The sequence below is a fragment of the Polynucleobacter arcticus genome, assembly GCF_013307205.1.
GTDB classification, from domain to species: Bacteria; Pseudomonadota; Gammaproteobacteria; order Burkholderiales; family Burkholderiaceae; genus Polynucleobacter; species Polynucleobacter arcticus.
In genome coordinates, this window is record NZ_CP028940.1 from 882,489 (window position 1) to 902,743 (window position 20,255).

The window sequence follows — 20,255 nt, forward strand, 5'->3', positions numbered from 1 at the left end:
CATGAAAAACTTTACTAAGTTCGCTACTATCTGCTTGATCATGACTGCCTTAAGTGCATGTTCTTTGCCGAAGAGACCTGCACTGGATACGGCTAGTTGGATGGTCGCCCCAGAGCGAACTGGAACTCCCTATAAGCCACGTACGGATCTTTGGCTGAAGATGGGCCCAGTGACAACAGCCTCACCATTTGACGGTAAATCCCTGGTCTATCGCTTAGGTGATCAACGCTACGAAAAAGATTTTTACAATATCTATTCTGCATTGCCAAATGAAATGATTGGTAGCGCTACTCGTCAGTGGCTCAATAGTGCTCAAGTCTTTTCGATGACGGTAGGACAGGGAAATAGCTTCTTCCCCTATTACATTTTGCAGACTTCTGTAGAAGAGTTTTATGGCGACTATCGTGTTCGTCCTGAAGCGGTTGTCACAGTAGAATTTTTCCTGACAGCCACTGATCCCAAAAAGTTGAACCCGGTGATTGGTAAGAATCGTTATACCAAGAGAGTTGCTCTTAAGGACAACACCCCTCAAGCATTGGTGTTAGGTCAACAAGAAGCCTTGGCACAAATTCTGAAGGAGTATGAGGTTGCGCTTTATCAATACGCAGGTAATTTACCTAAACCTCTAGGGCAGTAGTTATTTGCAGTAGTTATGCGTAGTAGTTACTCGCATTAGTTGTTCTTTGTGGGCATTCTAAAATTACAGTACATATAAAAAGATGGAGAAGACATGGATTTAGGACTCAAGGGCAAAGTAGCTTTAGTGATGGCATCAAGCCGAGGTTTAGGTCAGGCAATGGCCGTATCTTTGGCGCGTGAGGGTGTGAAGGTAGCGGTAACTGGGCGCAATGCTGAGGGCCTTAAAAAATCAGTAGAGTTGATAGAGGCGGCTGGTGGTAAGGCATTGGCTTTAAGTTGGGATTTGACAGATAGCTCGGTGATTGATGCTCTGGTTACTAAAGTGGAGCAAGAGTTGGGTCCAATTGATATCTTGATTAATAACACCGGTGGTCCTGCGCCAACGCCTGCAGCGGGGCAAGACCCAGCTCTCTGGCAAAAGAGTTTTAATGACATGGTGCTCTCTCTGATTAGTATTACCGATCGAGTTCTGCCAGGGATGCGTCAACGCCAGTGGGGCCGCATCATTACCAGTACTACCTCCGGCGCTATCGCCCCAATCAAGAATTTAGCTATTTCCAATACTTTGCGTGCAGCTCTTCTTGCCTGGTCAAAAACATTAGCTGCAGAAGTGGCTGCTGATGGTATTACTGTCAATGTCATCATGCCAGGCCGTGTAGCAACTGACCGCTTGCGCCAACTTGATGAGGCACGTGCTCAACGTGAAAACGTCAGCTATGACTCCGTTGTACAGGCCAGCTTGAAGCAAATCCCGATGGGCCGTTATGGCGACCCCCAAGAGTACGGTGATACAGCCGCATTTTTAGCTTCTCGTAATGCCTCCTACATCACGGGTTCAGTGATCCGGGTTGATGGTGGTCAGATTCAGGCAATTTAAGCGCAGTGTTAGCCAGTTTTTTTCAGGGCATTAGACGGGATTTTCGGTCGAGTGAATTGGTAGCGCTGCTGTTTGCGCTTACCCTGTCGGTAGCGGCGCTATCGAGCGTGAGTTTTTTAGCTGACCGTATGCAGCGCGCTTTTTCGTTAGACGCTCGCCAGCTACTTGCGGCAGATTTACTCTTAGTGGCTGATCAGCTTTTACCTGAGCGTTTTATTCAGGAGGCGAAGGAGCGACAACTGAGCTTCGCCCAAACGGTTGTCTTTCCAAGCATGGCCACGGTAGGCTCGCAAAGTAAGCTTGCCTCGCTCAAGGCGGTGAGCAGCGCCTATCCCTTACGCGGATCCCTAAAGGTTTCCTCTGCTTTGTCAGATTTAACTCCGTCCACAGGTTCTGTATGGGTTGATCCCGCAATGCTGAATGCGCTGCGCGCTACAGTGGGCGATCAGGTGCTCTTGGGTGATAAGACATTTGTAATCAGCGGTGTCCTTGAGCGTGAGTTAGATCGTGGCGCTGGATTTATGAACTTCGCTCCACGCGTCATGATGTCGCTTGATGATTTGTCCTCTACAGGGCTCATTGGCCTAGGCAGTCGCGTCACCTATCGCTTGCTGCTAGCGGGTGATGATCGTGCTATCTCTGGCTATGAGAAATGGGCTATGCAGCAGATCCGTTCTGATGGTGTGCGCGGATTGCGTATAGAGACCTTAGAAAATGCCCAGCCTACGATGCGCAAAACATTGGATCGGGCGGAGCGATTCTTGTCCTTAGTTGCTTTATTAACGGCAATGGTTGCTGCTGTGGCGATTGCTTTGTCGGCACGTCGTTATGTGCTTAAGCAAGCAGATGTTTGTGCCGTCATGAAATGCTTAGGTGCAAGTCAAAAAACGATTCTGATTAATCAAGTCAAGCTTTTGACGAGTCTTGGCCTGTTGGCTGCCCTCATTGGCGCAGTAGTTGGGTATGGCGTACAGGAGGTGCTGATGCGCATCTTAGGTAGCTTGGTAATGGCGGATTTACCTGCCGTATCGCTTTGGCCTATGGTTTGGAGTATGTTGTTTTCATTTTTCTTGCTAGCGGGTTTTGCTGGTCCGCCGCTATTGAGTTTGGTCATGATTTCACCGGTGCGGCTCATTCGAAAAGAATTGGGCTTGGTGAATATCAAGGTGATTTGGGTCGCATTGCTTGGTTTGATTACCTGCCTATCTCTGATTGCCCTGGCGGCAAGAGATCTAAAGCTGGCGTTTTGGGTTGCTACTAGCTTTGGCTTGGCCATCGCTCTCTTTGCAACCCTTTCTTGGTTATCCCTGCGTTTACTGAGATTCCTTTTTTCGAAACAAGGTTCTCAGAGTTTTGCGCTTCGCTTTGCTTTGACGGCTCAAGCGCGCCGCGCAGGGTTTGCCGTGATGCAAATTACTGCCTTAGGCGTTGCATTGATGGCGTTGCTGCTCATTCTGCTACTACGACAGGATTTGTTGGCCACATGGCAGGGTAATATTCCGATGGATGCACCTAATCGCTTCATGATTAATATTCAGGAAGATCAAAAGCGAGATATATCCCAGTCACTTGCTGATGCAGGTATAGAAAATCCCAGCTTCAGTCCGATGGTGCGTGCACGTTTAATCGAGGTCAATGGAAAATCGATTGGACCTAATGATTATGTGGATGAGAATGCGCGCCGTTTAGTGGATCGAGAATTTAATCTCTCCTATACCGATCAATTACCTGAGGGCAATCGTATTACCGCAGGCAAATGGATTGCAGGAAGTGCGCCCCAGGTTTCAATAGAAATGGGTATTGCTAAGACCCTCAAACTTAAGCTTGGCGATCAAATGACGTTTGAGCTTGCCGGAGAGCGGGTGACTGCGCCAATTACGTCTTTACGTAAATTGGACTGGAGTTCAATGAAAGTGAACTTCTTTGTCATCATGCCACCAGCAATGCTAGAAAATATGCCGCAATCTTGGATTACTTCCTACTACCAAGGTGCCGGAGTTGAGGGGCTGGACTACCAGCTAGCTCAAACCTATCCTAACCTCACCATTGTGGATGTCGCAACATCACTTCGCCAAATCCAAGATGTTTTAGATCGCCTATCTTCGGTACTAGGCCTGCTCTTTACGTTTACGATTGCTGCTGCTGTTCTCGTGCTGGTTGCTGCGATCGCCGCAACGCAAGATGAGCGCTTTCGAAGCGCGGCATTACTTAAAGCGGTCGGTGCATCACGCCATCTACTCGGTAAGATTGCCTTGGCTGAACTTCTGGTGATTGGAGTGCTTGCGGGAACCTTGGCTGGATTAGCGGCAGCAATGGCCGCTTGGGCGCTAGGCCACTTTGTTCTAGAGATTGAGTTTCGTGCGTTTGCACAGTCTTTAGTGATGGGTATTGCCTTTGGTATATCTGCTTGCCTCTTAGCAGGCTATCGTTTTCAGAGAAAAATTCAGACTGCTACTGCGATGGAATGTTTGCGAGAGAGCTAAGGATAAGCAATCAGGGCCCAAGCATCTTTAGCTATTGACGCGACGCTTACTTGAGGGTCACCAGGCTCTTGGGTAATTCTACTAAGCGAGTTTTACCAAGGCGGTCTGGTAGGCCTTGGCGCAGCAGGGGGCTGACTCGATGCAAGTAGATGCTGAGTGGCCACAGAAATAAGGATACCGCCAAGAGCATTTCGATAATCTGCCATTTCTGTAACTCGAAGAGCCATTGCAATACGACGCAGGGCACAACCCATAGTGACCCGAAGACGTAACGCCAGATTGCTTGGCGACGAGACAGATTAAAGCCGCCTGAGCTAATCATGCGTATTCTCCAAGTCTGCATCGCCAAGGTTTGCCCTGATTTAGTCCAGTACCAAACAAAGTAAACGCCAAGAATTACATAGAGGTATAAAAAGGTGAGCCAGCTTGGCAGCGAAACGCCAAACAAAAGGCCTAAGCCTAAATTCGGCAACAGGAAGGTGAGGGCGATCACGCCCAATAAAACCAATTGCTCGTACATGCCGCAGAACACGCGTCGCCAAAACTGTGGAGCGGGGAAGGTGTTTAATTCAGCGGGGGTAATCACGAATCAGGGCTTCTTTTGGTCTTAGGGGTTGCTGGTACTGCTATCCGAGTTTGAGCTCGAAGTTGGAGCATCTTGTGCAGGAGTGCTACTTGCTGGCAGGGTTGGTGCCAAATTCGATTTTTGTGTGATCGGATGCTGTTGCAATGTAGGTGCACTAAGCGCAGTCGGTTTTTTCTTATTGACCTCTGCTTGCGCAAGCTTCTTCTTTTGCTCATCGCTGAGTTTTTGGTAAGCACTCCAGGCCTCTGCCTTTTTCTCTGCAGGGAACTTCAGACTGCTCAAATAGTTTTCTCGTGCTATGCGACGATCCTTTTGAGAGAGTTTGGACCAGTCAGTCATACGAGATTGAAGGCGCTGTTGATCAAGCGCACTCATTTTCGGATAGAGGTTGGCGACCTGTATCCATTTCTTGCGACTGTCAGGCAGCATATAGTCCCAATCACTTTCGAGAGGGGCCAAAATGGTTTGCTGCGCTGGTTTGAGGCCTTCCCAAGTACCATCGGGTTTTTTCTCGGGAATACTGACCGTTTTGCCTTGAGTGCCTGCGGATGTTTGCGCATGTGCACCAGCGCTCGGTAAAAAGCCAACTGTAGCTAACATCAGCATCATGCTGATAGCAACAGAAGACGAGCGTAAGTTTTTTAGCATGCGCTAGTTAAGGCCGGGTATGAGATTTAAGAAGGTGACTTAGCAGAATCGAGGCGATCGTCTGGATCAGCAAGTAGACCATTTTTTAGGAAGCCCATAAAGCCACTATCAGCGTAAGCATCTGGCGGGACATCATCCGTTAAGAGGGCAACATCCAACTCAGCAATATCGTTAATGCGGGAATCCTGCTGCCATTGGGCGATACCGATTAAACCAAATACGAGGACCATTAGCGGTGCAATCCAGCCAACGTTATCCCAAAATGAGCGTGATCCTAAAGACCAGTTACCGGCGACATTGGCCAAAACAGGCTGCTGAATACGGACCTTTTCCGGTTTTTGAAGAGAAAGGGCCGTCAGGCGAGCTGCATAAAGGCGATCTTTAATGCCTGCTGGCAAGAATTGTGATTCTTGACGAAGCAGGGCGGCAGTAGCCTGACCAAACTGGTCTGCTTCTGAGGGGCTTAAGAGGTCTTCATTTTTGCGGTTCACAGCGTAATTCCTTTTAATTTCAATGCTTTAGCTAGAGCCTGGGTGGCTCTTGAGCAGTGGGTTTTAACGCTTCCCTCGCTACAACTCATTGCAAGGGCAGTTTCACTAATACTCAGCTCATCCCAATAACGCATCAGGAAGGCTTCTCGTTGACGGGCAGGCAATTTTGATATTTCTGACTCCAGCGCCTGTAAAAGCTGACTTCTCTCGAGCTGATGCGCACCATCTTGGTGAATTTCACTGTCATCTGGCGCTGAAAGTGACTCTAAGGGGTCAAAATCATCGCTTTCATCGGATTTCTTACCCATGTTGGAAAATAGGGTCACCCAGGTGTTACGGACTTTTTGACGTCTAAACCAGTCGTGAATACGGTTTTGCAAAATTCTGGTGAACACTAAAGGTAGTTCGGCAGCGGGTCGATCGCCGTATTTTTCCGCTAACTTAATCATGGCGTCCTGAACAATATCGAGGGCAGCATCGTCATCTCGCACGGCATAGACCGCCTGCTTGAATGCGCGCTGCTCAATACTGCTCAAAAAGTCAGAAAGTTCTTGGGGTGAAGCCATGCAGAAGATTAGACCTGAATCAGATGGAATTGGTTGATTTTAGGGGATTGCTATAGAATATAAGGCTTACTACCTAGAATCTCATTCAAGAAGTGGTTTTTTCCGGTAGCAGCGCCGTTCGAACTCAGGCCACAAGCAGGAGACAGAACAGACCAAACAATTTTTTGCCGAAAATTGCAAAGGACGAAAGAAAAATGAATACAAGCAGCGCCGAATTTTTAGCCTCGAAGGCTAATCAAGACACAACAAAACCCAATTCCGTAGAAGCTCCACCAGAAATGATCGGTGCAGAGATGCTTGTCAAAGCATTGCACAAAGAGGGTGTCGAATACGTCTGGGGTTACCCAGGTGGTTCTGTTCTCTTTATCTACGATGAAATTTTTAAGCAGGACAAGTTTGAGCACATTCTGGTCCGCCACGAACAAGCAGCCGTTCATGCGGCCGATGGCTATGCTCGCGCAACCGGTAAGGTTGGCGTTGCCCTAGTTACCTCAGGCCCTGGCGTAACCAATGCGGTTACCGGAATTGCTACTGCTTATACCGACTCTATTCCACTGGTAGTTATCAGCGGTAACGTACCAACGTACGCCATTGGTGAAGATGCCTTCCAGGAGGCGGATACCGTTGGTATTACACGCCCAGTGGTGAAGCACAACTTCCTTGTAAAGGATGTGAAAGACCTGCCCTTAGTGATTAAGAAGGCTTTTCATATTGCGCAGACGGGTCGTCCAGGCCCAGTGTTGATCGATATCCCAAAAGATGTCTCAGCAGCCAAAGGTCCTTTTGTGTACCCAGAAACATTGGAGATGCGTTCCTATAACCCAGTGGTTAAAGGGCATAGTGGACAAATTCGTAAAGCGGTGTCTTTATTGCAAGAAGCCGAGCGTCCATTTATCTATACGGGTGGTGGCGTGATCCTGGCTGATGCTGCCCCAGAATTAAAAGAGTTTGCTGATTTGTTGGGTTATCCCGTTACCAACACCTTGATGGGTCTTGGTGGTTTCCCGGGTACTAGCCCCCAGTTTGTGGGCATGCTCGGAATGCACGGTACTTACGAAGCCAATATGGCGATGCAACACAGCGATGTGTTGATCGCAATTGGCGCACGTTTTGATGACCGAGTGATTGGCAACACTGCGCACTTTGCAGGTAATCCACGCAAGATCATTCATATTGATATTGATCCATCGGTGATTTCTAAGCGGGTGAAGGTAGATGTTCCCATCGTTGGCAATCTTAAAGAAGTATTGCAAGAGATGACTGCTCAACTCAAGGCTTCTGGTCCTCGCAAGAATGATGCGCACCTGGCGGCATGGTGGGCGCAAATTAACGAATGGCGTAAAAAAGATTGCCTGAAGTACGACGAGGCATCGCAAATTGTCAAGCCACAGTATGTAGTTCAAAAGCTGTGGGAGCTGACTGGCGGTGATGCATTCATCACTTCTGACGTAGGTCAGCACCAAATGTGGGCTGCCCAGTTCTATAAGTTTGATAAGCCGCGCCGCTGGATTAACTCCGGTGGTCTTGGCACCATGGGTGTTGGCTTGCCTTACGCCATGGGTATCAAGAAAGCCTTCCCAGATAAAGATGTGTTCGCCATTACGGGTGAAGGCTCGATTCAGATGTGTATTCAAGAACTATCCACTTGTAAGCAATACAACACACCAGTGAAAATCGTGTCTTTGAACAACCGATACCTCGGTATGGTTCGCCAATGGCAAGAGCTGACTTACAACAAGCGCTACTCCAGTTCTTATATGGATTCCTTGCCGGACTTTGTGAAGCTAGCGGAAGCCTTTGGTCACGTTGGCATGCGCATTGAGAAAAAGTCTGATGTGGAGGGCGCCCTCAAAGAGGCGATTCGTTTAAAAGATCGCACTGTGTTTATGGATTTCCAGACAGACCCAGAAGAAAATGTTTACCCGATGGTGCAAGCAGGTAAGGGGATTACTGAAATGCTTTTGGGTAAAGAGGAGCACTAATGCGTCACATTATTTCAGTACTAATAGAAAACGAACCAGGAGCGCTGTCTCGTGTAGTGGGTTTGTTCTCTGCGCGTGGCTATAACATTGAGACTTTGAGCGTTGCACCTACTGAAGATTCATCACTATCCCGCATGACGATCGTTACTATCGGCTCTGAGGATGTCATTGAGCAAATCACTAAACATCTCAATCGCTTGGTTGAAGTAGTCAAGGTGTTTGATTTGACTGAAGGCCCTCATATTGAGCGTGAGCTCATGATGATTAAAGTGCGTGCGGTTGGTAAAGAGCGCGAAGAGCTTAAACGAACAACGGATATCTTCCGTGGTCGCATCATTGATGTGACTGATAAGAGTTACACCATTGAATTAACTGGTGATGGCACCAAATTAGATGCCTTTATTGATTCGATTGATCGTGCATCGATTCTGGAAACTGTCCGCTCGGGTGGTTCTGGTATCGGGCGCGGCGAACGCATCCTGAAGGTTTAATTTTTTTAACTAATTACTGAATTAACAACATTTTCAATACAAGGAAAGAGCATGAAAGTTTTTTACGATAAAGACGCTGATTTGTCACTCATTAAAGGCAAAAAAGTCACCATCATTGGTTACGGTTCACAGGGCCACGCGCACGCACTGAATCTTAAGGATTCGGGCTGTAACGTGACTGTTGGTCTGCGTAAAGATGGCGCCTCTTGGAGCAAAGCCGTCAATGCTGGCTTGACAGTAAAAGAAGTTGGCGAAGCAGTGAAAGACGCTGACGTAGTGATGATGCTCTTGCCGGATGAGCAAATCGCTGATGTTTACAGTAAAGAAGTTCATGGCAACATCAAGCAGGGCGCTGCATTAGCATTCGCTCACGGCTTTAACGTTCACTACGGTCAAGTTCAGCCACGCGCTGACTTAGATGTCATCATGATTGCCCCTAAGGCTCCTGGCCATACGGTTCGTGGCACATACGCTCAAGGTGGCGGTGTTCCTCATTTGATCGCTGTATACCAAGATAAATCTGGTTCAGCGCGTGATGTTGCTTTGTCATACGCAACTGCGAATGGTGGCGGTCGTGCCGGCATCATCGAAACCAACTTCCGTGAAGAAACTGAAACGGACTTGTTTGGTGAGCAGGCAGTTCTTTGTGGTGGCGCAGTCGAGTTGATCAAAGCTGGTTTTGAAACTTTGGTTGAAGCTGGTTACGCTCCAGAGATGGCCTATTTTGAGTGCTTGCATGAGCTCAAGTTGATTGTTGACTTGATCTACGAAGGTGGTATTGCGAACATGAACTACTCTATCTCTAATAATGCTGAGTACGGTGAGTATGTTACTGGCCCACGCGTTGTGACAGAGGATACCAAGAACGCGATGCGTCAGTGCTTGAAAGACATTCAGACTGGTGAGTACGCTAAGAGCTTCATTCTTGAAAACAAAGCAGGTGCGCCTACTTTGATTTCACGCCGTCGCTTGAATGCTGAGCATGACATCGAGGTAGTTGGTGCTAAGTTGCGCGCCATGATGCCTTGGATTGCAAAGAACAAATTGGTTGACCAGACTAAGAACTAAGCAAGAACTCAGTAGTCAGAAATTAATAGCAGTAATTAAAAAGGCTCAGAACAAAGATGATGTATCCACACCCCATTATTGCGAAAGAAGGTTGGCCGTATTTGGCATTAGTGGGGGCTCTGACTTTGCTGGTCCACTATTTTGGTGGTATTGGCTGGTCATGGCCGCTATGGATCATTTTCTTCTTTGTTCTGCAGTTTTTTCGAGATCCGCAGCGAATTGCTGCCTTAGGTCGTGATTTGGTTTTATCTCCTGCAGATGGTCGCATCGTCGTAGTAGAGGTAACTAACGATCCTTACGCTGGTCGTGAAGCGTTAAAAATTAGCGTGTTTATGAATGTCTTTAACGTTCATTCCAACCGCAGCGCAGTGAACGGCACGGTAAAAGAGATTCAGTATTTCCCGGGCAAGTTTGTTAATGCGGATTTAGATAAGGCATCAACTGAGAACGAGCGCAATGCCGTGGTGATTGATGCTAATGGTCAAATCGTGACTTTGGTTCAGGTTGCAGGCTTAATTGCTCGACGTATTCTTTGCTATATCCACGTTGGCGATCGTCTGAAAGCGGGTGAGCGTTATGGCTTTATTCGCTTCGGTTCCCGTGTCGATGTTTATTTGCCATTAACAGCTGAGCCCTTGGTTAGTGTCGGTGACAAAGTGTTTGCTACGAATACCGCATTAGCTCGTGTACCTGGCCTAGATTAATCAGACCGCTTTAACTAGGAAGATATTTTGACTTCATTTCGCCGTCGTGGCCGTATCGATCGCAGTCGCTTGGAGCGTACTCGCACTGATCGCACTCAAAATGAGTGGGCCGAAGATCTCGGTGATGGGGTAGATTTTGAGGTAGAGGAGTTGCATGCGGATAAACCGCGTCACCGTAGTAAAGGTATTTATCTTCTCCCGAATGCATTTACTACTGCAGCTTTGTTCTGTGGTTTCTTTGCCATCGTTAATGCGATGAATCACCAGTTTGAAACAGCTGCTATTGCAATTTTTGCTTCGCTAGTATTAGATGGTATGGATGGTCGCGTTGCTCGCATGACTAATACTCAAAGTGCTTTTGGGGAGCAGTACGACTCTCTGGCTGATATGGTGTCATTTGGCGTAGCTCCAGCATTAGTTGCTTACGAGTGGGCTTTAAAAGACTTGGGTAAGTGGGGTTGGTTGGCTGCTTTCACTTATTGTGCCGGTGCTGCTTTGCGCTTAGCTCGCTTTAATGTGAACACAACCGTTGTCGACAAGAAGTTCTTTCAGGGTTTACCAAGTCCAGCTGCTGGAGCGTTGATGGCTGGCTTCATTTGGCTGGCGGATGACAATAAGATTCCAGTACGCGATAGCGCTATTCCTTGGATTACTTTTTTCTTGGCGGTCTACGCTGGCTTAACAATGGTGTCCAATGCGCGCTTTTATAGCGGTAAGGCATTAGATGTGCGCTACCGAGTGCCCTTCGGCGTCATGGTTTTGATGATTCTGACCTTTGTGCTGATCTCCTCTAACCCACCATTGACCTTATTCGGCCTCTTCGTGGCGTACTCCATCTCTGGCTATGTTATATGGGCTTGGGAGCGTATGAGTGGGCGCCGTTTTAGCTAATTTAGGATATTTAGGTTATATTTAATCCATGTTGATGAATTTTTCTTTATCCAGCCTTCCCAGCGGGAAACTGCTTCTAGCACTAAGCCTACAGCTTGGGGCGGGTAAGGCCTGAGTTAATGAGATTAAAGTAATTCATTAGCCGCCAAATACCAGCCCCAGCAAATTGCTGGGGTTTTTGTTTTTAAGATGGGTGATTTGGCGGTAAACCTAATTAAGTCATATTGAATCGGAGAGTAGTGATGAGCGACAAAGTAATCATTTTTGATACCACCTTACGTGATGGCGAACAATCGCCTGGTGCTTCGATGACAAAGGATGAGAAGGTGCGCATTGCTCGTCAATTAGAGCGCCTAAAGGTGGATGTGATCGAGGCCGGTTTTGCCGCAAGCTCTGAGGGTGACTTTCAGGCTATTTCTGCAGTTGCCGCTGCGGTCAAAGATTCGATTGTTTGCTCACTTGCACGCGCTAATGACAAAGACATTACTCGGGCTGCTGATGCATTAAAGGCTGCGAATGCCAAACGTATTCATGCATTCTTAGCTACCAGTCCTTTGCATATGGCTGTGAAGTTGCGCATGTCTCCTGAAGAGGTTTTGAAGCAGGCTAAACGGTCGATTCGGTTTGCTAGAAACTTGGCCGAGGACGTGGAGTTCTCTGCAGAAGATGGTTATCGCTCAGAAATGGATTTCTTGTGCAGGGTAGTTGAGGGCGTTATTAATGAAGGCGCCACCACTATCAATATCCCTGACACCGTAGGCTATGCCACTCCAGAGTTATACGGCGAGTTTATTAAAACCTTACGTACGCGTGTACCCAATTCAGATAAAGCAGTATGGTCGGTGCACTGCCACAACGACTTGGGCATGGCGGTTGCTAACTCCTTGGCAGGCGTCAAGATTGGCGGAGCGCGTCAAATCGAGTGCACGATCAATGGCTTGGGTGAGCGCGCAGGCAATACAGCCTTGGAAGAAATTGTGATGGCCTTGCGTACCCGTAAGGATTACTTTGATATGGTGTGCGGTATTGATGCTACTCAGATTGTTCCAGCCTCTAAGTTAGTTTCTCAGATCACGGGATTTGTGGTTCAGCCTAATAAGGCAGTGGTTGGCGCGAATGCCTTTGCGCACACTTCAGGTATTCATCAGGATGGCATCTTGAAGAACCGCGATACCTATGAAATCATGCGTGCAGAAGATGTCGGTTGGGCGACTAACAAGATTGTCTTGGGTAAGTTATCTGGCCGCAATGCTTTCAAACAACGCTTACAAGAGTTAGGTATAGCGATTGAGTCTGAAGCGGATTTTAATGAGGCCTTTGTTCGCTTTAAAACATTGGCCGATCAAAAATCGGAAATCTTTGATGAAGATATTATTGCCATCATGTCAGATTCTGCAGCAGCTGAAGAAGGCGAGTTTTATAAATTTATATCCTTGAGCCAGCACTCAGAAACGGGTGAGCGTCCAAAATCCAAAGTGACTTTTCGCATTGGCGATAAAGAAGCGAGTTCAGAGGCCGAAGGTAACGGTCCAGTCGATGCGAGCTTAAATGCCATTGAAGCAATTGTGAAGAGTGGGGTGGAGCAGTTGCTTTACTCTGTCAATGCCATCACTTCGGGTACTCAATCGCAAGGTGAGGTGACTGTGCGTCTTGCTAAGGGGGGGCGTATCGTCAATGGAGTTGGAACCGATCCAGACATCATCGCAGCCTCTGCTAAGGCTTACTTATCCGCCTTGAATAAGTTGCATGATCCCAGTCAAGCGAAGCTCAACGCACAGATGACGCCTTAAGAAGTTCTCAGCGACATCTGCAATAGCATCTCTTTATTTATTGAGATCTGTGTTTTTATAGTACTTAGTGCCCTTGCCGGTGATTTCCGCGGCAAGGCCTGAGTCTGTGAGTTGATACATCAATACGCCAGGCGCTACTACAGTGGCGTCTTGATAAGCATCACCACTTTTTTCATACTTGGCCGCAGCGGTCACTTGACCCCCAAATGTCCAGCCAGAGTTCACAAAGTCATTCAATGCATCTTTAGTTTGAAATACAAAAATATTTTGGAAGGATTTAATTCCAAGACCCAGTCCAGCTTGGACTTCAGCCATGTTCATATAGATAGGCTTGGCTCCATCTTTAGCAATAACAACTCCACTGCCAGTGCCGCCACCAGCAATCAGAATCTTCATGCCAAAGTTGCTAAAGGTGGCATAGCCTACAGATCGATCAATCAACTCTTTGGCTTTAGGCTGTACTTGATAGAGTGCCTTTAGAGTGTCATCGCTCTTCTTTAATATTTCTTGACGCTGTTCGCTGACAGTTTTATCGGTGCCAAAGATATTTGAAAATTGTGCGGAGCTACTTAATGGAAATAGAGCTAATAGACCACAAGCTAATACTTGAATGATTTGGACTCGCATTGATCTTCCTTTACCGTATTTCGATCATTAAATAATTCCCTCTTTATACTCCATTCAGACTTTTAGACTTCCAACTGCCCATCATGCCCCTACTTATTCGTATCATCCTCCCTTTACTCATGCTTGCGTTAGCAGGTTGCAGTAGTTTGCAGCGCAAAGCGGCAGTTCCGTCTCAGCAGATGGGTCAGGCGCAAATCGCCGGCTTATCTGGTGTGAGATATCTGGTTGCTAGTCAATCTAGCATTGATCAAATGGCAGGTGATATTCAAGCTGGGTTTAAGGTGAGAGATGAAAAAACCTTAAATACCCCAGCGAACTATTTATCACTTTCTGGTGGCGGTGATGATGGCGCATACGGCGCTGGATTGCTGATAGGGTGGGCTGAGCGTGGTGATCGCCCCCAGTTTAATTTGGTCACCGGAATTAGTACGGGCGCTTTAATTGCGCCGTTTGCATTTATGGGGAAAGAATATGACCCCGCTTTACGTGAGGTCTACACAAAATATGGCCCCCGAGATATTTTTATAGAGCGAGGATTGGTCTCAGGCATTTTGAGTGATGGCTTATCTGACACCACGCCCCTTTTTCAATTGATTTCAAAATATATTGATCAAGACTTCTTGAGGAAGGTTGGAAATGAGTACACCAGTAAAAATCGCTGGCTATTAATCGGCACAACCAATCTGGATGCTGGAGTGCCGGTAGTTTGGAATATGGGCAAGATTGCCAGCATTGGCACACCTGAAGCGCTCGATCTGTTTAGAAAAATCATGCTGGCCTCCGCCTCCATACCTGGGGCATTTTCTCCGGTCATGTTTGACTTTGAGGTAGCCGGTCAAAGCTTTCACGAGATGCACGTGGACGGCGGGGCTATTACTCAGGTATTTCTGTATCCCAGCGCTTTATCTCAGCGCGCCCAAGACTTGAAGCTCAAACTACAAAAGCAGCGTAATGCTTACATTATCCGGAATGCCCGTTTGGATCCTGAGTGGCGTGAGACGGAGCGGGGTACCCTGAGCATCATTCAGAGGGCGATCTCCAGCATGATTCAGACTCAAGGCATTGGCGATCTCTATCGGATCTATCACACCACCCAGCTTGATGGAGTTGGCTTCAACTTGGCATTTATCGGATCAGACTTCAAATTTCCACATAAATCTGAGTTTGATACTTCCTACATGCAGGCTCTTTTTGAATATGGTTACAAGCAGGGTTTGGGCGGCAAGGAGTGGCAGAAGTACCCCCCTGGCTACAGGCGGGGATTTGATGAGGAAGTGCCTAAAAAATAGGCAATATTCGTTATGTTGATCTGAATTTGTATATAAATCAGACCCTTGAAGTCACCTTTCTGCTTGTAGCTCTCCTGATCTGCAGAGTCCAAGGGTAGGGGATTGATCGTGGATCTGCTACAATTCGAGGGCTTTGATTTGTAAAGCTTTTTTGTTTTATTTGATTAATAAATGCACGACACGAATTGGGTGAAAGCTCAGGTGTTCGCAAGTAAGGAGTATGAAAATGGCAGTTGCTGATATTAAAACGGCGGAAATCGTCAAAGACAACGCGCGCAGCGCAAACGATACGGGTAGCCCTGAAGTGCAAGTTTCATTGCTCACAGCCCGCATCAATGAATTAACACCCCATTTCAAAGCTAACGCTAAAGATCATCACAGCCGTCGTGGTTTGTTGAAGATGGTTTCACGCCGCCGCCGCCTCTTGGATTACCTCAAGGGCAAGGATTTGGGTCGCTATCGCGCATTGATCGAGAAATTAGGTCTCCGTAAGTAATTCTTATTGGTATTGCAATGCCATCTATCTTAGGGTTGTTTCGTCACAGAATCAGTCTTAAGCAGATGGCATGTTTTTTGGGCGCTTCAAGATTATTTGTGTAGGGGATCGTGTCATTCCAATGAGTTTCTGAGTTTGCGAACTTAGTGTCTCCCTGGAATGGCATCCCTTGTAATCTTTAGACGCTCCAGTGTTGTCGTGACACTGCTTTATCCCACGACAAGCGTGAAATCCATGTGGCTTTTACGTGAACAACTTGGAGAAGATCAGAATGTCTATATTTAATAAAGCAGTAAAAACGTTTCAATGGGGCAACCATCAAGTCACCATGGAAACTGGCGAGATTGCTCGTCAAGCTGGTGGTGCCGTTATCGTGAACATCGATGACACTGTAGTAATGGGTACTGTAGTGGCTTCTAAGTCTGCTAAACCAGGCCAGTCATTTTTCCCATTAACGGTTGATTACCTCGAAAAAACTTATGCCGCAGGAAAGATTCCTGGAGGCTTCTTCCGCCGTGAAGGCCGCCCATCAGAAGGCGAGACCTTGATCTCCCGCTTGATCGATCGTCCGTTACGTCCTTTGTTCCCAGAAGGCTTCTTGAACGAAGTTCAAGTAGTGATTCATGTACTTTCTATCAACCCAGATGTTCCTTCTGATATTCCTGCATTGATCGCTGCTTCAGCGGCTTTGGCGGTTTCAGGTATTCCGTTTGCCGGTCCAGTTGGTGCTGCGCGTGTTGGCTATACCAACGGCCAATACCTCTTGAATCCAACTCGTACAGAGCAAGCTACTAGCGAGATGGACTTGATCGTGGCTGGTACGCAAGCTGCGGTATTGATGGTGGAGTCAGAAGCCAACCAGCTATCAGAAGAAATCATGTTGGGTGCAGTGGTATACGGCCACGACCAAATGCAAACCGCAATTAATGCAATCAATGAATTGGTAACCGAAGCTGGCAAGCCAGAGTGGGATTGGACTGCCGCTCCTAAAGATGAGCCATTCATTGCCAAGGTAACTGCATTGGCTGAAGCGCCATTGCGTGAGGCTTATCAGATTCGCCAAAAAGGTGCTCGTTCAGACAAGCTAAAAGAGACTACTAAAGCAGTCATGGCGAAGTTGGCTGAAGAGGGTGATGTTGATGCAGTTGCTGTTAACGACATCATGTTCGAAATCGAAGCCAAAATTGTCCGTAGCCAGATTTTGAATGGCGAGCCACGTATTGATGGTCGCGATACACGCACTGTTCGTCCGATTGAAATTCGTAATGGCGTATTGCCACGTACACACGGTTCAGCTTTGTTTACTCGTGGTGAAACACAGGCCCTCGTAGTAGCTACTTTAGGTACGGCGCGTGATGAGCAGATCATTGACGCACTCGAAGGCGAGTACCGTGATCGCTTCATGTTCCACTACAACATGCCTCCGTTCGCTACTGGTGAGACTGGTCGCGTAGGTAGCCCTAAGCGTCGTGAAATTGGTCACGGCCGTTTGGCTAAGCGCGCATTGATTCCAGTACTGCCAAGTGCAGAAGACTTTGCTTACAGCATTCGCGTAGTTTCAGAGATCACTGAGTCCAATGGTTCTTCATCCATGGCTTCCGTTTGCGGTGGCTGTTTGGCGATGATGGACGCTGGTGTTCCAGTGAAAGCGCACGTTGCTGGTGTTGCAATGGGCTTGATTTTGGATGGCAATCGTTTTGCTGTGTTGACTGATATCTTGGGTGATGAAGATCACTTGGGCGATATGGACTTCAAAGTTGCTGGTACAGCTAATGGTATTACTGCTTTGCAAATGGACATCAAGGTTCAGGGTATTACTAAAGAAATTATGCAAGTGGCATTGGCCCAAGCTAAAGAGGGACGTTTGCACATTCTGAGCGAGATGCAAGCGGCAATGGGTTCAGTTCGCACTGAGTTGTCTGCACATGCTCCACGCATGGTTTCTTTCAAGATTCATCCAGACAAGATTCGCGAAGTGATCGGTAAAGGCGGCGCAACAATTCAAGCCTTGACTAAAGAAACCGGTTGCAGCATCGATATTAAAGATGACGGTACTGTAACAATTGCCTCTACTTCTGCAGAAGGTATGGCTGAAGCCAAGGCACGCATCGAAGGCATTACTGCTGAAGCTGAAGTAGGCAAGATCTATGAAGGCCCAGTTGTGAAGTTGCTCGAGTTTGGCGCTTTGGTAAATATTCTTCCAGGTAAAGATGGTCTCTTGCATATCTCTGAGATTTCGAATGAGCGTGTAAAAGAAGTTAAAGACTATTTGGCAGAAGGCCAAGTGGTCCGCGTGAAGTTGTTGGCTGCTGATGAGCGTGGTCGTTTACGCCTATCTCTCAAAGCTGCAATGGCTGATGAAGGTGGCACGATCGCTCCCTTAGCTGGTGCATCTGCTGATGCTCCTGCCGAAGCGGCGCCAGCAACTGATGAAACTGCTTAACTGATTAAGTCAATTAGTTAGCGAGCGGAGTTCATATGCGCGTAATGGAAATCAAAGAGTTTGGGGCACCAGAAATGTTGGTGCCTGCCACTCGCCCAGATCCAGTAGCTCCGGCTGCAGGAACGGGTGAGATTTTGATTAAGGTGATTGCTGCTGGGATTAATCGCCCAGATGTATTGCAGCGTAAAGGTCATTACCCTGTTCCAGCGGGCGCATCGGATATCCCTGGCCTTGAAGTTGCTGGGGAAATTGTTGGCGGTGATTTGAATCACGCTGACAATTTGTTTGGACTTAAAGTGGGCGACAAGGTTTGCGCGCTTGTGCAGGGTGGCGGTTATGCAGAATTGTGTACCGCTCCCATTGCTCAATGTTTGCCTTATCCAACAGGATTTACCGATCAAGAAGCGGCTGCTTTGCCAGAAACTTTCTATACCGTGTGGAGCAATGTCTTCATGCGTGGTGAGTTATCCGAAGGTGAAACCCTATTGGTCCAAGGCGGCTCTAGTGGTATCGGTGTTACAGCCATTTTGATTGCCAAGGCCTTAGGTCATACAGTATTTGTAACTGCTGGTACTGATGAGAAGTGCGCTGCTTGCGTCGCTTTAGGTGCTGATTTGGCGATTAACTACAAGACACAAGATTTTGCAGAAGAAGTGAAGAAGGTAACCAATGGTAAGGGCGTCAATGTCGTGCTTGATATGGTTACCGGTACTTACGTTCAAAAAGAAATCGATTGCTTAGCCGATGATGGTCGTATCGTGATTATTGCGATTATGGGTGGATCAAAAGCCGAAGTGAATACCGGGCAAATTTTGCGTCGTCGTCTAACAATTACGGGCTCTACCTTACGTCCCCGTCCAGTGTCATTTAAGAAGCAAATTACTCAGCAGCTGCATGAGCGCATTTGGCCTCTGTTAAATGCGGGTAAATTAAAGCCGGTGATTTATAAAACATTTACTTTGGACCAGGCTGCTGATGCCCATCGCTTGATGGAGTCTTCTGAGCATGTTGGCAAAATTGTGTTGACTGTTTAAGTATTGAGCTAGATTTGATGCGTCCACTCACAGTAATCGGCAATTGGAAAATGAACGGCAGTCTTGCGAGCAACGCAGACTGGGTGAAGACTGTTTGCCGTGGCATGGAGCAGGGAATGCCAGCAGGTCGTCAATATGCGGTTTGTGTACCAACCCCATATTTAGCGCAGTGTGGTGAATTAATTACTGAGTGCTCTCTTGCATTCTTAAGTATGGGCGCTCAAGATGCATCAGCTCATACCTCGGGTGCTTATACGGGTGAGGTTGCAGCTTCCATGCTCAAGGAGTTGGGTTGTGCTTACGTGATTGTGGGGCACTCGGAGCGTCGCCAGCATCATCAGGAAGTGGATGAGCAGGTTGCGGAGAAGGCCCTGCAAGTACTCGATAGTGGCATGACTCCAGTCATTTGTGTGGGTGAGTCGGCTGATGAGCGTAACTCGGGTCGCGAGATCGAGGTTGTCAGAGGTCAGATTTCAAAGCAGGTAGCGATTTTGCAAGACCGTTTGGCTGACTGTTTGATTGCTTATGAGCCCATTTGGGCTATTGGCACTGGCAAGGTAGCAAGCGCTCAGATGGCCCAGGATATGCACCGAGCGATTCGGTTGCAGTTGGCGGAGTTTGATGAAGATGTAGCTTCCCATGTGGGAATTTTGTATGGCGGCAGTGTTAAGCCTGATAATGCCGTTGAATTATTTGCAATGCCGGATATTGATGGTGGATTGATTGGAGGTGCCTCCTTGAGCCCGCAGGATTTTCTCGCTATTTGTCAGGCCTAGTTTTTTTATTTTGGAGATAAGCCATGGAATGGTTTAAGACTTTACTGATCGTTTTACAGGTGATTTCAGCTTTGGCTGTGATCTTGCTCGTATTAATGCAACAGGGTAAGGGTGCCGATATGGGCGCTGCTTTTGGCTCTGGTTCCTCTGGTAGCCTTTTTGGCGCTAGCGGTTCTGCTAACTTCCTTTCCCATGCAACTGCGATCTTTGCTGCGGTCTTTTTTGTCTGTACTTTGGGCATTACTTGGCTTGGTAATCAGAAGGAATCTAGTTCTGGAGTTCTATCCGGCACAGTAGCTCCTGTAGTAGCCCCAGTAGCTGCCCCAGTTGCTCCAGTTCAGGATCCGACTAAGCCAGCAGTTCCAAAGTAAAAA

Annotated in this window: 20 protein-coding genes; 15 read left to right on the forward strand and 5 right to left on the reverse strand. The window is 47.5% G+C overall.

Annotation, left to right across the window (positions count from 1 at the left end; genetic code table 11):
- Nucleotide 1 precedes the first annotated feature (1 nt).
- The 3 genes from DN92_RS04470 to DN92_RS04480 all read left to right on the forward strand — a co-directional run bounded on the left by DN92_RS04470 (nt 2) and on the right by DN92_RS04480 (nt 3,999).
- On the forward strand, nt 2-637 hold the full coding sequence (locus tag DN92_RS04470; RefSeq protein WP_254598343.1) for a PqiC family protein: 636 nt from the start codon (nt 2-4) through the stop codon (nt 635-637).
- 93 nt (nt 638-730) lie between these two features.
- Nucleotides 731-1,516 (forward strand): SDR family oxidoreductase, encoded by a 786-nt coding sequence (locus tag DN92_RS04475; protein ID WP_173960126.1) that lies wholly within the window; start codon nt 731-733, stop codon nt 1,514-1,516.
- A 5-nt stretch (nt 1,517-1,521) separates the two neighbouring features.
- On the forward strand, nt 1,522-3,999 hold the full coding sequence (locus DN92_RS04480) for an ABC transporter permease (RefSeq protein ID WP_173960127.1): 2,478 nt from the start codon (nt 1,522-1,524) through the stop codon (nt 3,997-3,999).
- A 46-nt stretch (nt 4,000-4,045) separates the two neighbouring features.
- On the opposite strand, the gene DN92_RS04485 is transcribed toward DN92_RS04480, so the two are convergent.
- From DN92_RS04485 to DN92_RS04500, 4 genes are read right to left on the reverse strand one after another with little or no spacing between them, the layout of a single operon-like run.
- The gene (locus DN92_RS04485; RefSeq protein WP_254598344.1) at nt 4,046-4,585 is read right to left on the reverse strand and encodes an RDD family protein; all 540 of its coding nucleotides are present in this window, start codon (nt 4,583-4,585) and stop codon (nt 4,046-4,048) included.
- Nucleotides 4,586-4,606: 21 nt separating this feature from the next.
- Nucleotides 4,607-5,233, reverse strand: a complete 627-nt coding sequence (locus DN92_RS04490) for a DUF3106 domain-containing protein (RefSeq protein ID WP_173960128.1) — start codon at nt 5,231-5,233, stop codon at nt 4,607-4,609.
- A 26-nt stretch (nt 5,234-5,259) separates the two neighbouring features.
- Nucleotides 5,260-5,724 (reverse strand): DUF3619 family protein, encoded by a 465-nt coding sequence (locus DN92_RS04495; RefSeq protein ID WP_173960129.1) that lies wholly within the window; start codon nt 5,722-5,724, stop codon nt 5,260-5,262.
- Nucleotides 5,721-6,290, reverse strand: a complete 570-nt coding sequence (locus DN92_RS04500) for an RNA polymerase sigma factor (RefSeq protein ID WP_173960130.1) — start codon at nt 6,288-6,290, stop codon at nt 5,721-5,723. Before DN92_RS04500 ends, DN92_RS04495 begins: the two co-directional genes overlap by 4 nt.
- A gap of 194 nt (nt 6,291-6,484) precedes the next feature.
- On the opposite strand from DN92_RS04500, the gene DN92_RS04505 reads away from it, so the two are divergent.
- From DN92_RS04505 to DN92_RS04530, 6 genes are all read left to right on the forward strand, one after another.
- The gene (locus tag DN92_RS04505) at nt 6,485-8,272 is read left to right on the forward strand and encodes an acetolactate synthase 3 catalytic subunit (RefSeq protein ID WP_173960131.1); all 1,788 of its coding nucleotides are present in this window, start codon (nt 6,485-6,487) and stop codon (nt 8,270-8,272) included.
- A complete protein-coding gene (gene ilvN / locus DN92_RS04510) occupies nt 8,272-8,763 on the forward strand; it encodes an acetolactate synthase small subunit (protein WP_173960132.1) in 492 nt (163 codons plus the stop codon). Before DN92_RS04505 ends, ilvN begins: the two co-directional genes overlap by 1 nt.
- 51 nt (nt 8,764-8,814) lie before the next feature.
- A complete protein-coding gene (gene ilvC, locus DN92_RS04515) occupies nt 8,815-9,831 on the forward strand; it encodes a ketol-acid reductoisomerase (protein ID WP_173960133.1) in 1,017 nt (338 codons plus the stop codon).
- Between the two features lie 56 nt (nt 9,832-9,887).
- The gene (locus DN92_RS04520) at nt 9,888-10,535 is read left to right on the forward strand and encodes a phosphatidylserine decarboxylase (RefSeq protein WP_173960134.1); all 648 of its coding nucleotides are present in this window, start codon (nt 9,888-9,890) and stop codon (nt 10,533-10,535) included.
- Nucleotides 10,536-10,562: 27 nt separating this feature from the next.
- A complete protein-coding gene (gene pssA / locus DN92_RS04525; RefSeq protein WP_173960135.1) occupies nt 10,563-11,426 on the forward strand; it encodes a CDP-diacylglycerol--serine O-phosphatidyltransferase in 864 nt (287 codons plus the stop codon).
- A 242-nt stretch (nt 11,427-11,668) separates the two neighbouring features.
- Entirely contained in the window at nt 11,669-13,216 is a 1,548-nt protein-coding gene (locus tag DN92_RS04530; RefSeq protein WP_173960136.1) for a 2-isopropylmalate synthase, read from the forward strand.
- 33 nt (nt 13,217-13,249) lie between these two features.
- Here the strand turns inward: DN92_RS04530 and DN92_RS04535 are convergent, their stop codons facing one another.
- On the reverse strand, nt 13,250-13,843 hold the full coding sequence (locus DN92_RS04535) for a lipid-binding SYLF domain-containing protein (RefSeq protein WP_173960137.1): 594 nt from the start codon (nt 13,841-13,843) through the stop codon (nt 13,250-13,252).
- Nucleotides 13,844-13,962: 119 nt separating this feature from the next.
- Here DN92_RS04535 and DN92_RS04540 point away from each other — a divergent pair, with 119 nt between their 5' ends.
- The 6 genes from DN92_RS04540 to secG all read left to right on the forward strand — a co-directional run bounded on the left by DN92_RS04540 (nt 13,963) and on the right by secG (nt 20,252).
- Complete coding sequence (locus DN92_RS04540; protein ID WP_254598345.1) at nt 13,963-15,132, forward strand: patatin-like phospholipase family protein; 1,170 nt, start codon at nt 13,963-13,965, stop codon at nt 15,130-15,132.
- Nucleotides 15,133-15,358: 226 nt separating this feature from the next.
- Nucleotides 15,359-15,628, forward strand: a complete 270-nt coding sequence (gene rpsO, locus DN92_RS04545) for a 30S ribosomal protein S15 (protein WP_112204355.1) — start codon at nt 15,359-15,361, stop codon at nt 15,626-15,628.
- A 271-nt stretch (nt 15,629-15,899) separates the two neighbouring features.
- On the forward strand, nt 15,900-18,071 hold the full coding sequence (pnp, locus tag DN92_RS04550; protein WP_173960139.1) for a polyribonucleotide nucleotidyltransferase: 2,172 nt from the start codon (nt 15,900-15,902) through the stop codon (nt 18,069-18,071).
- 35 nt (nt 18,072-18,106) lie between these two features.
- A complete protein-coding gene (locus DN92_RS04555) occupies nt 18,107-19,105 on the forward strand; it encodes an NAD(P)H-quinone oxidoreductase (protein ID WP_173960140.1) in 999 nt (332 codons plus the stop codon).
- Nucleotides 19,106-19,122: 17 nt separating this feature from the next.
- Nucleotides 19,123-19,881 carry a triose-phosphate isomerase gene (gene tpiA / locus DN92_RS04560; protein ID WP_173960141.1) on the forward strand — a complete coding sequence of 253 codons (759 nt, stop codon included), beginning with the start codon at nt 19,123-19,125 and terminating at the stop codon, nt 19,879-19,881.
- Nucleotides 19,882-19,904: 23 nt separating this feature from the next.
- Nucleotides 19,905-20,252 carry a preprotein translocase subunit SecG gene (gene secG, locus DN92_RS04565; RefSeq protein WP_173960142.1) on the forward strand — a complete coding sequence of 116 codons (348 nt, stop codon included), beginning with the start codon at nt 19,905-19,907 and terminating at the stop codon, nt 20,250-20,252.
- The last annotated feature ends 3 nt before the right edge of the window (nt 20,253-20,255 follow it).

Coding starts and splice junctions, on each gene's coding strand:
- DN92_RS04470 (WP_254598343.1), top strand. CDS start 2: ATGAAAAACTTTACTAAGTTCGCTACTATCTGCTTGATCATGACTGCC.
- DN92_RS04475 (WP_173960126.1), top strand. CDS start 731: ATGGATTTAGGACTCAAGGGCAAAGTAGCTTTAGTGATGGCATCAAGC.
- DN92_RS04490 (WP_173960128.1), bottom strand. CDS start 5,233: ATGCTAAAAAACTTACGCTCGTCTTCTGTTGCTATCAGCATGATGCTG.
- DN92_RS04500 (WP_173960130.1), bottom strand. CDS start 6,290: ATGGCTTCACCCCAAGAACTTTCTGACTTTTTGAGCAGTATTGAGCAG.
- DN92_RS04505 (WP_173960131.1), top strand. CDS start 6,485: ATGAATACAAGCAGCGCCGAATTTTTAGCCTCGAAGGCTAATCAAGAC.
- ilvN (WP_173960132.1), top strand. CDS start 8,272: ATGCGTCACATTATTTCAGTACTAATAGAAAACGAACCAGGAGCGCTG.
- ilvC (WP_173960133.1), top strand. CDS start 8,815: ATGAAAGTTTTTTACGATAAAGACGCTGATTTGTCACTCATTAAAGGC.
- DN92_RS04520 (WP_173960134.1), top strand. CDS start 9,888: ATGATGTATCCACACCCCATTATTGCGAAAGAAGGTTGGCCGTATTTG.
- DN92_RS04530 (WP_173960136.1), top strand. CDS start 11,669: ATGAGCGACAAAGTAATCATTTTTGATACCACCTTACGTGATGGCGAA.
- DN92_RS04535 (WP_173960137.1), bottom strand. CDS start 13,843: ATGCGAGTCCAAATCATTCAAGTATTAGCTTGTGGTCTATTAGCTCTA.
- DN92_RS04540 (WP_254598345.1), top strand. CDS start 13,963: ATGCTTGCGTTAGCAGGTTGCAGTAGTTTGCAGCGCAAAGCGGCAGTT.
- rpsO (WP_112204355.1), top strand. CDS start 15,359: ATGGCAGTTGCTGATATTAAAACGGCGGAAATCGTCAAAGACAACGCG.
- pnp (WP_173960139.1), top strand. CDS start 15,900: ATGTCTATATTTAATAAAGCAGTAAAAACGTTTCAATGGGGCAACCAT.
- DN92_RS04555 (WP_173960140.1), top strand. CDS start 18,107: ATGCGCGTAATGGAAATCAAAGAGTTTGGGGCACCAGAAATGTTGGTG.
- tpiA (WP_173960141.1), top strand. CDS start 19,123: ATGCGTCCACTCACAGTAATCGGCAATTGGAAAATGAACGGCAGTCTT.
- secG (WP_173960142.1), top strand. CDS start 19,905: ATGGAATGGTTTAAGACTTTACTGATCGTTTTACAGGTGATTTCAGCT.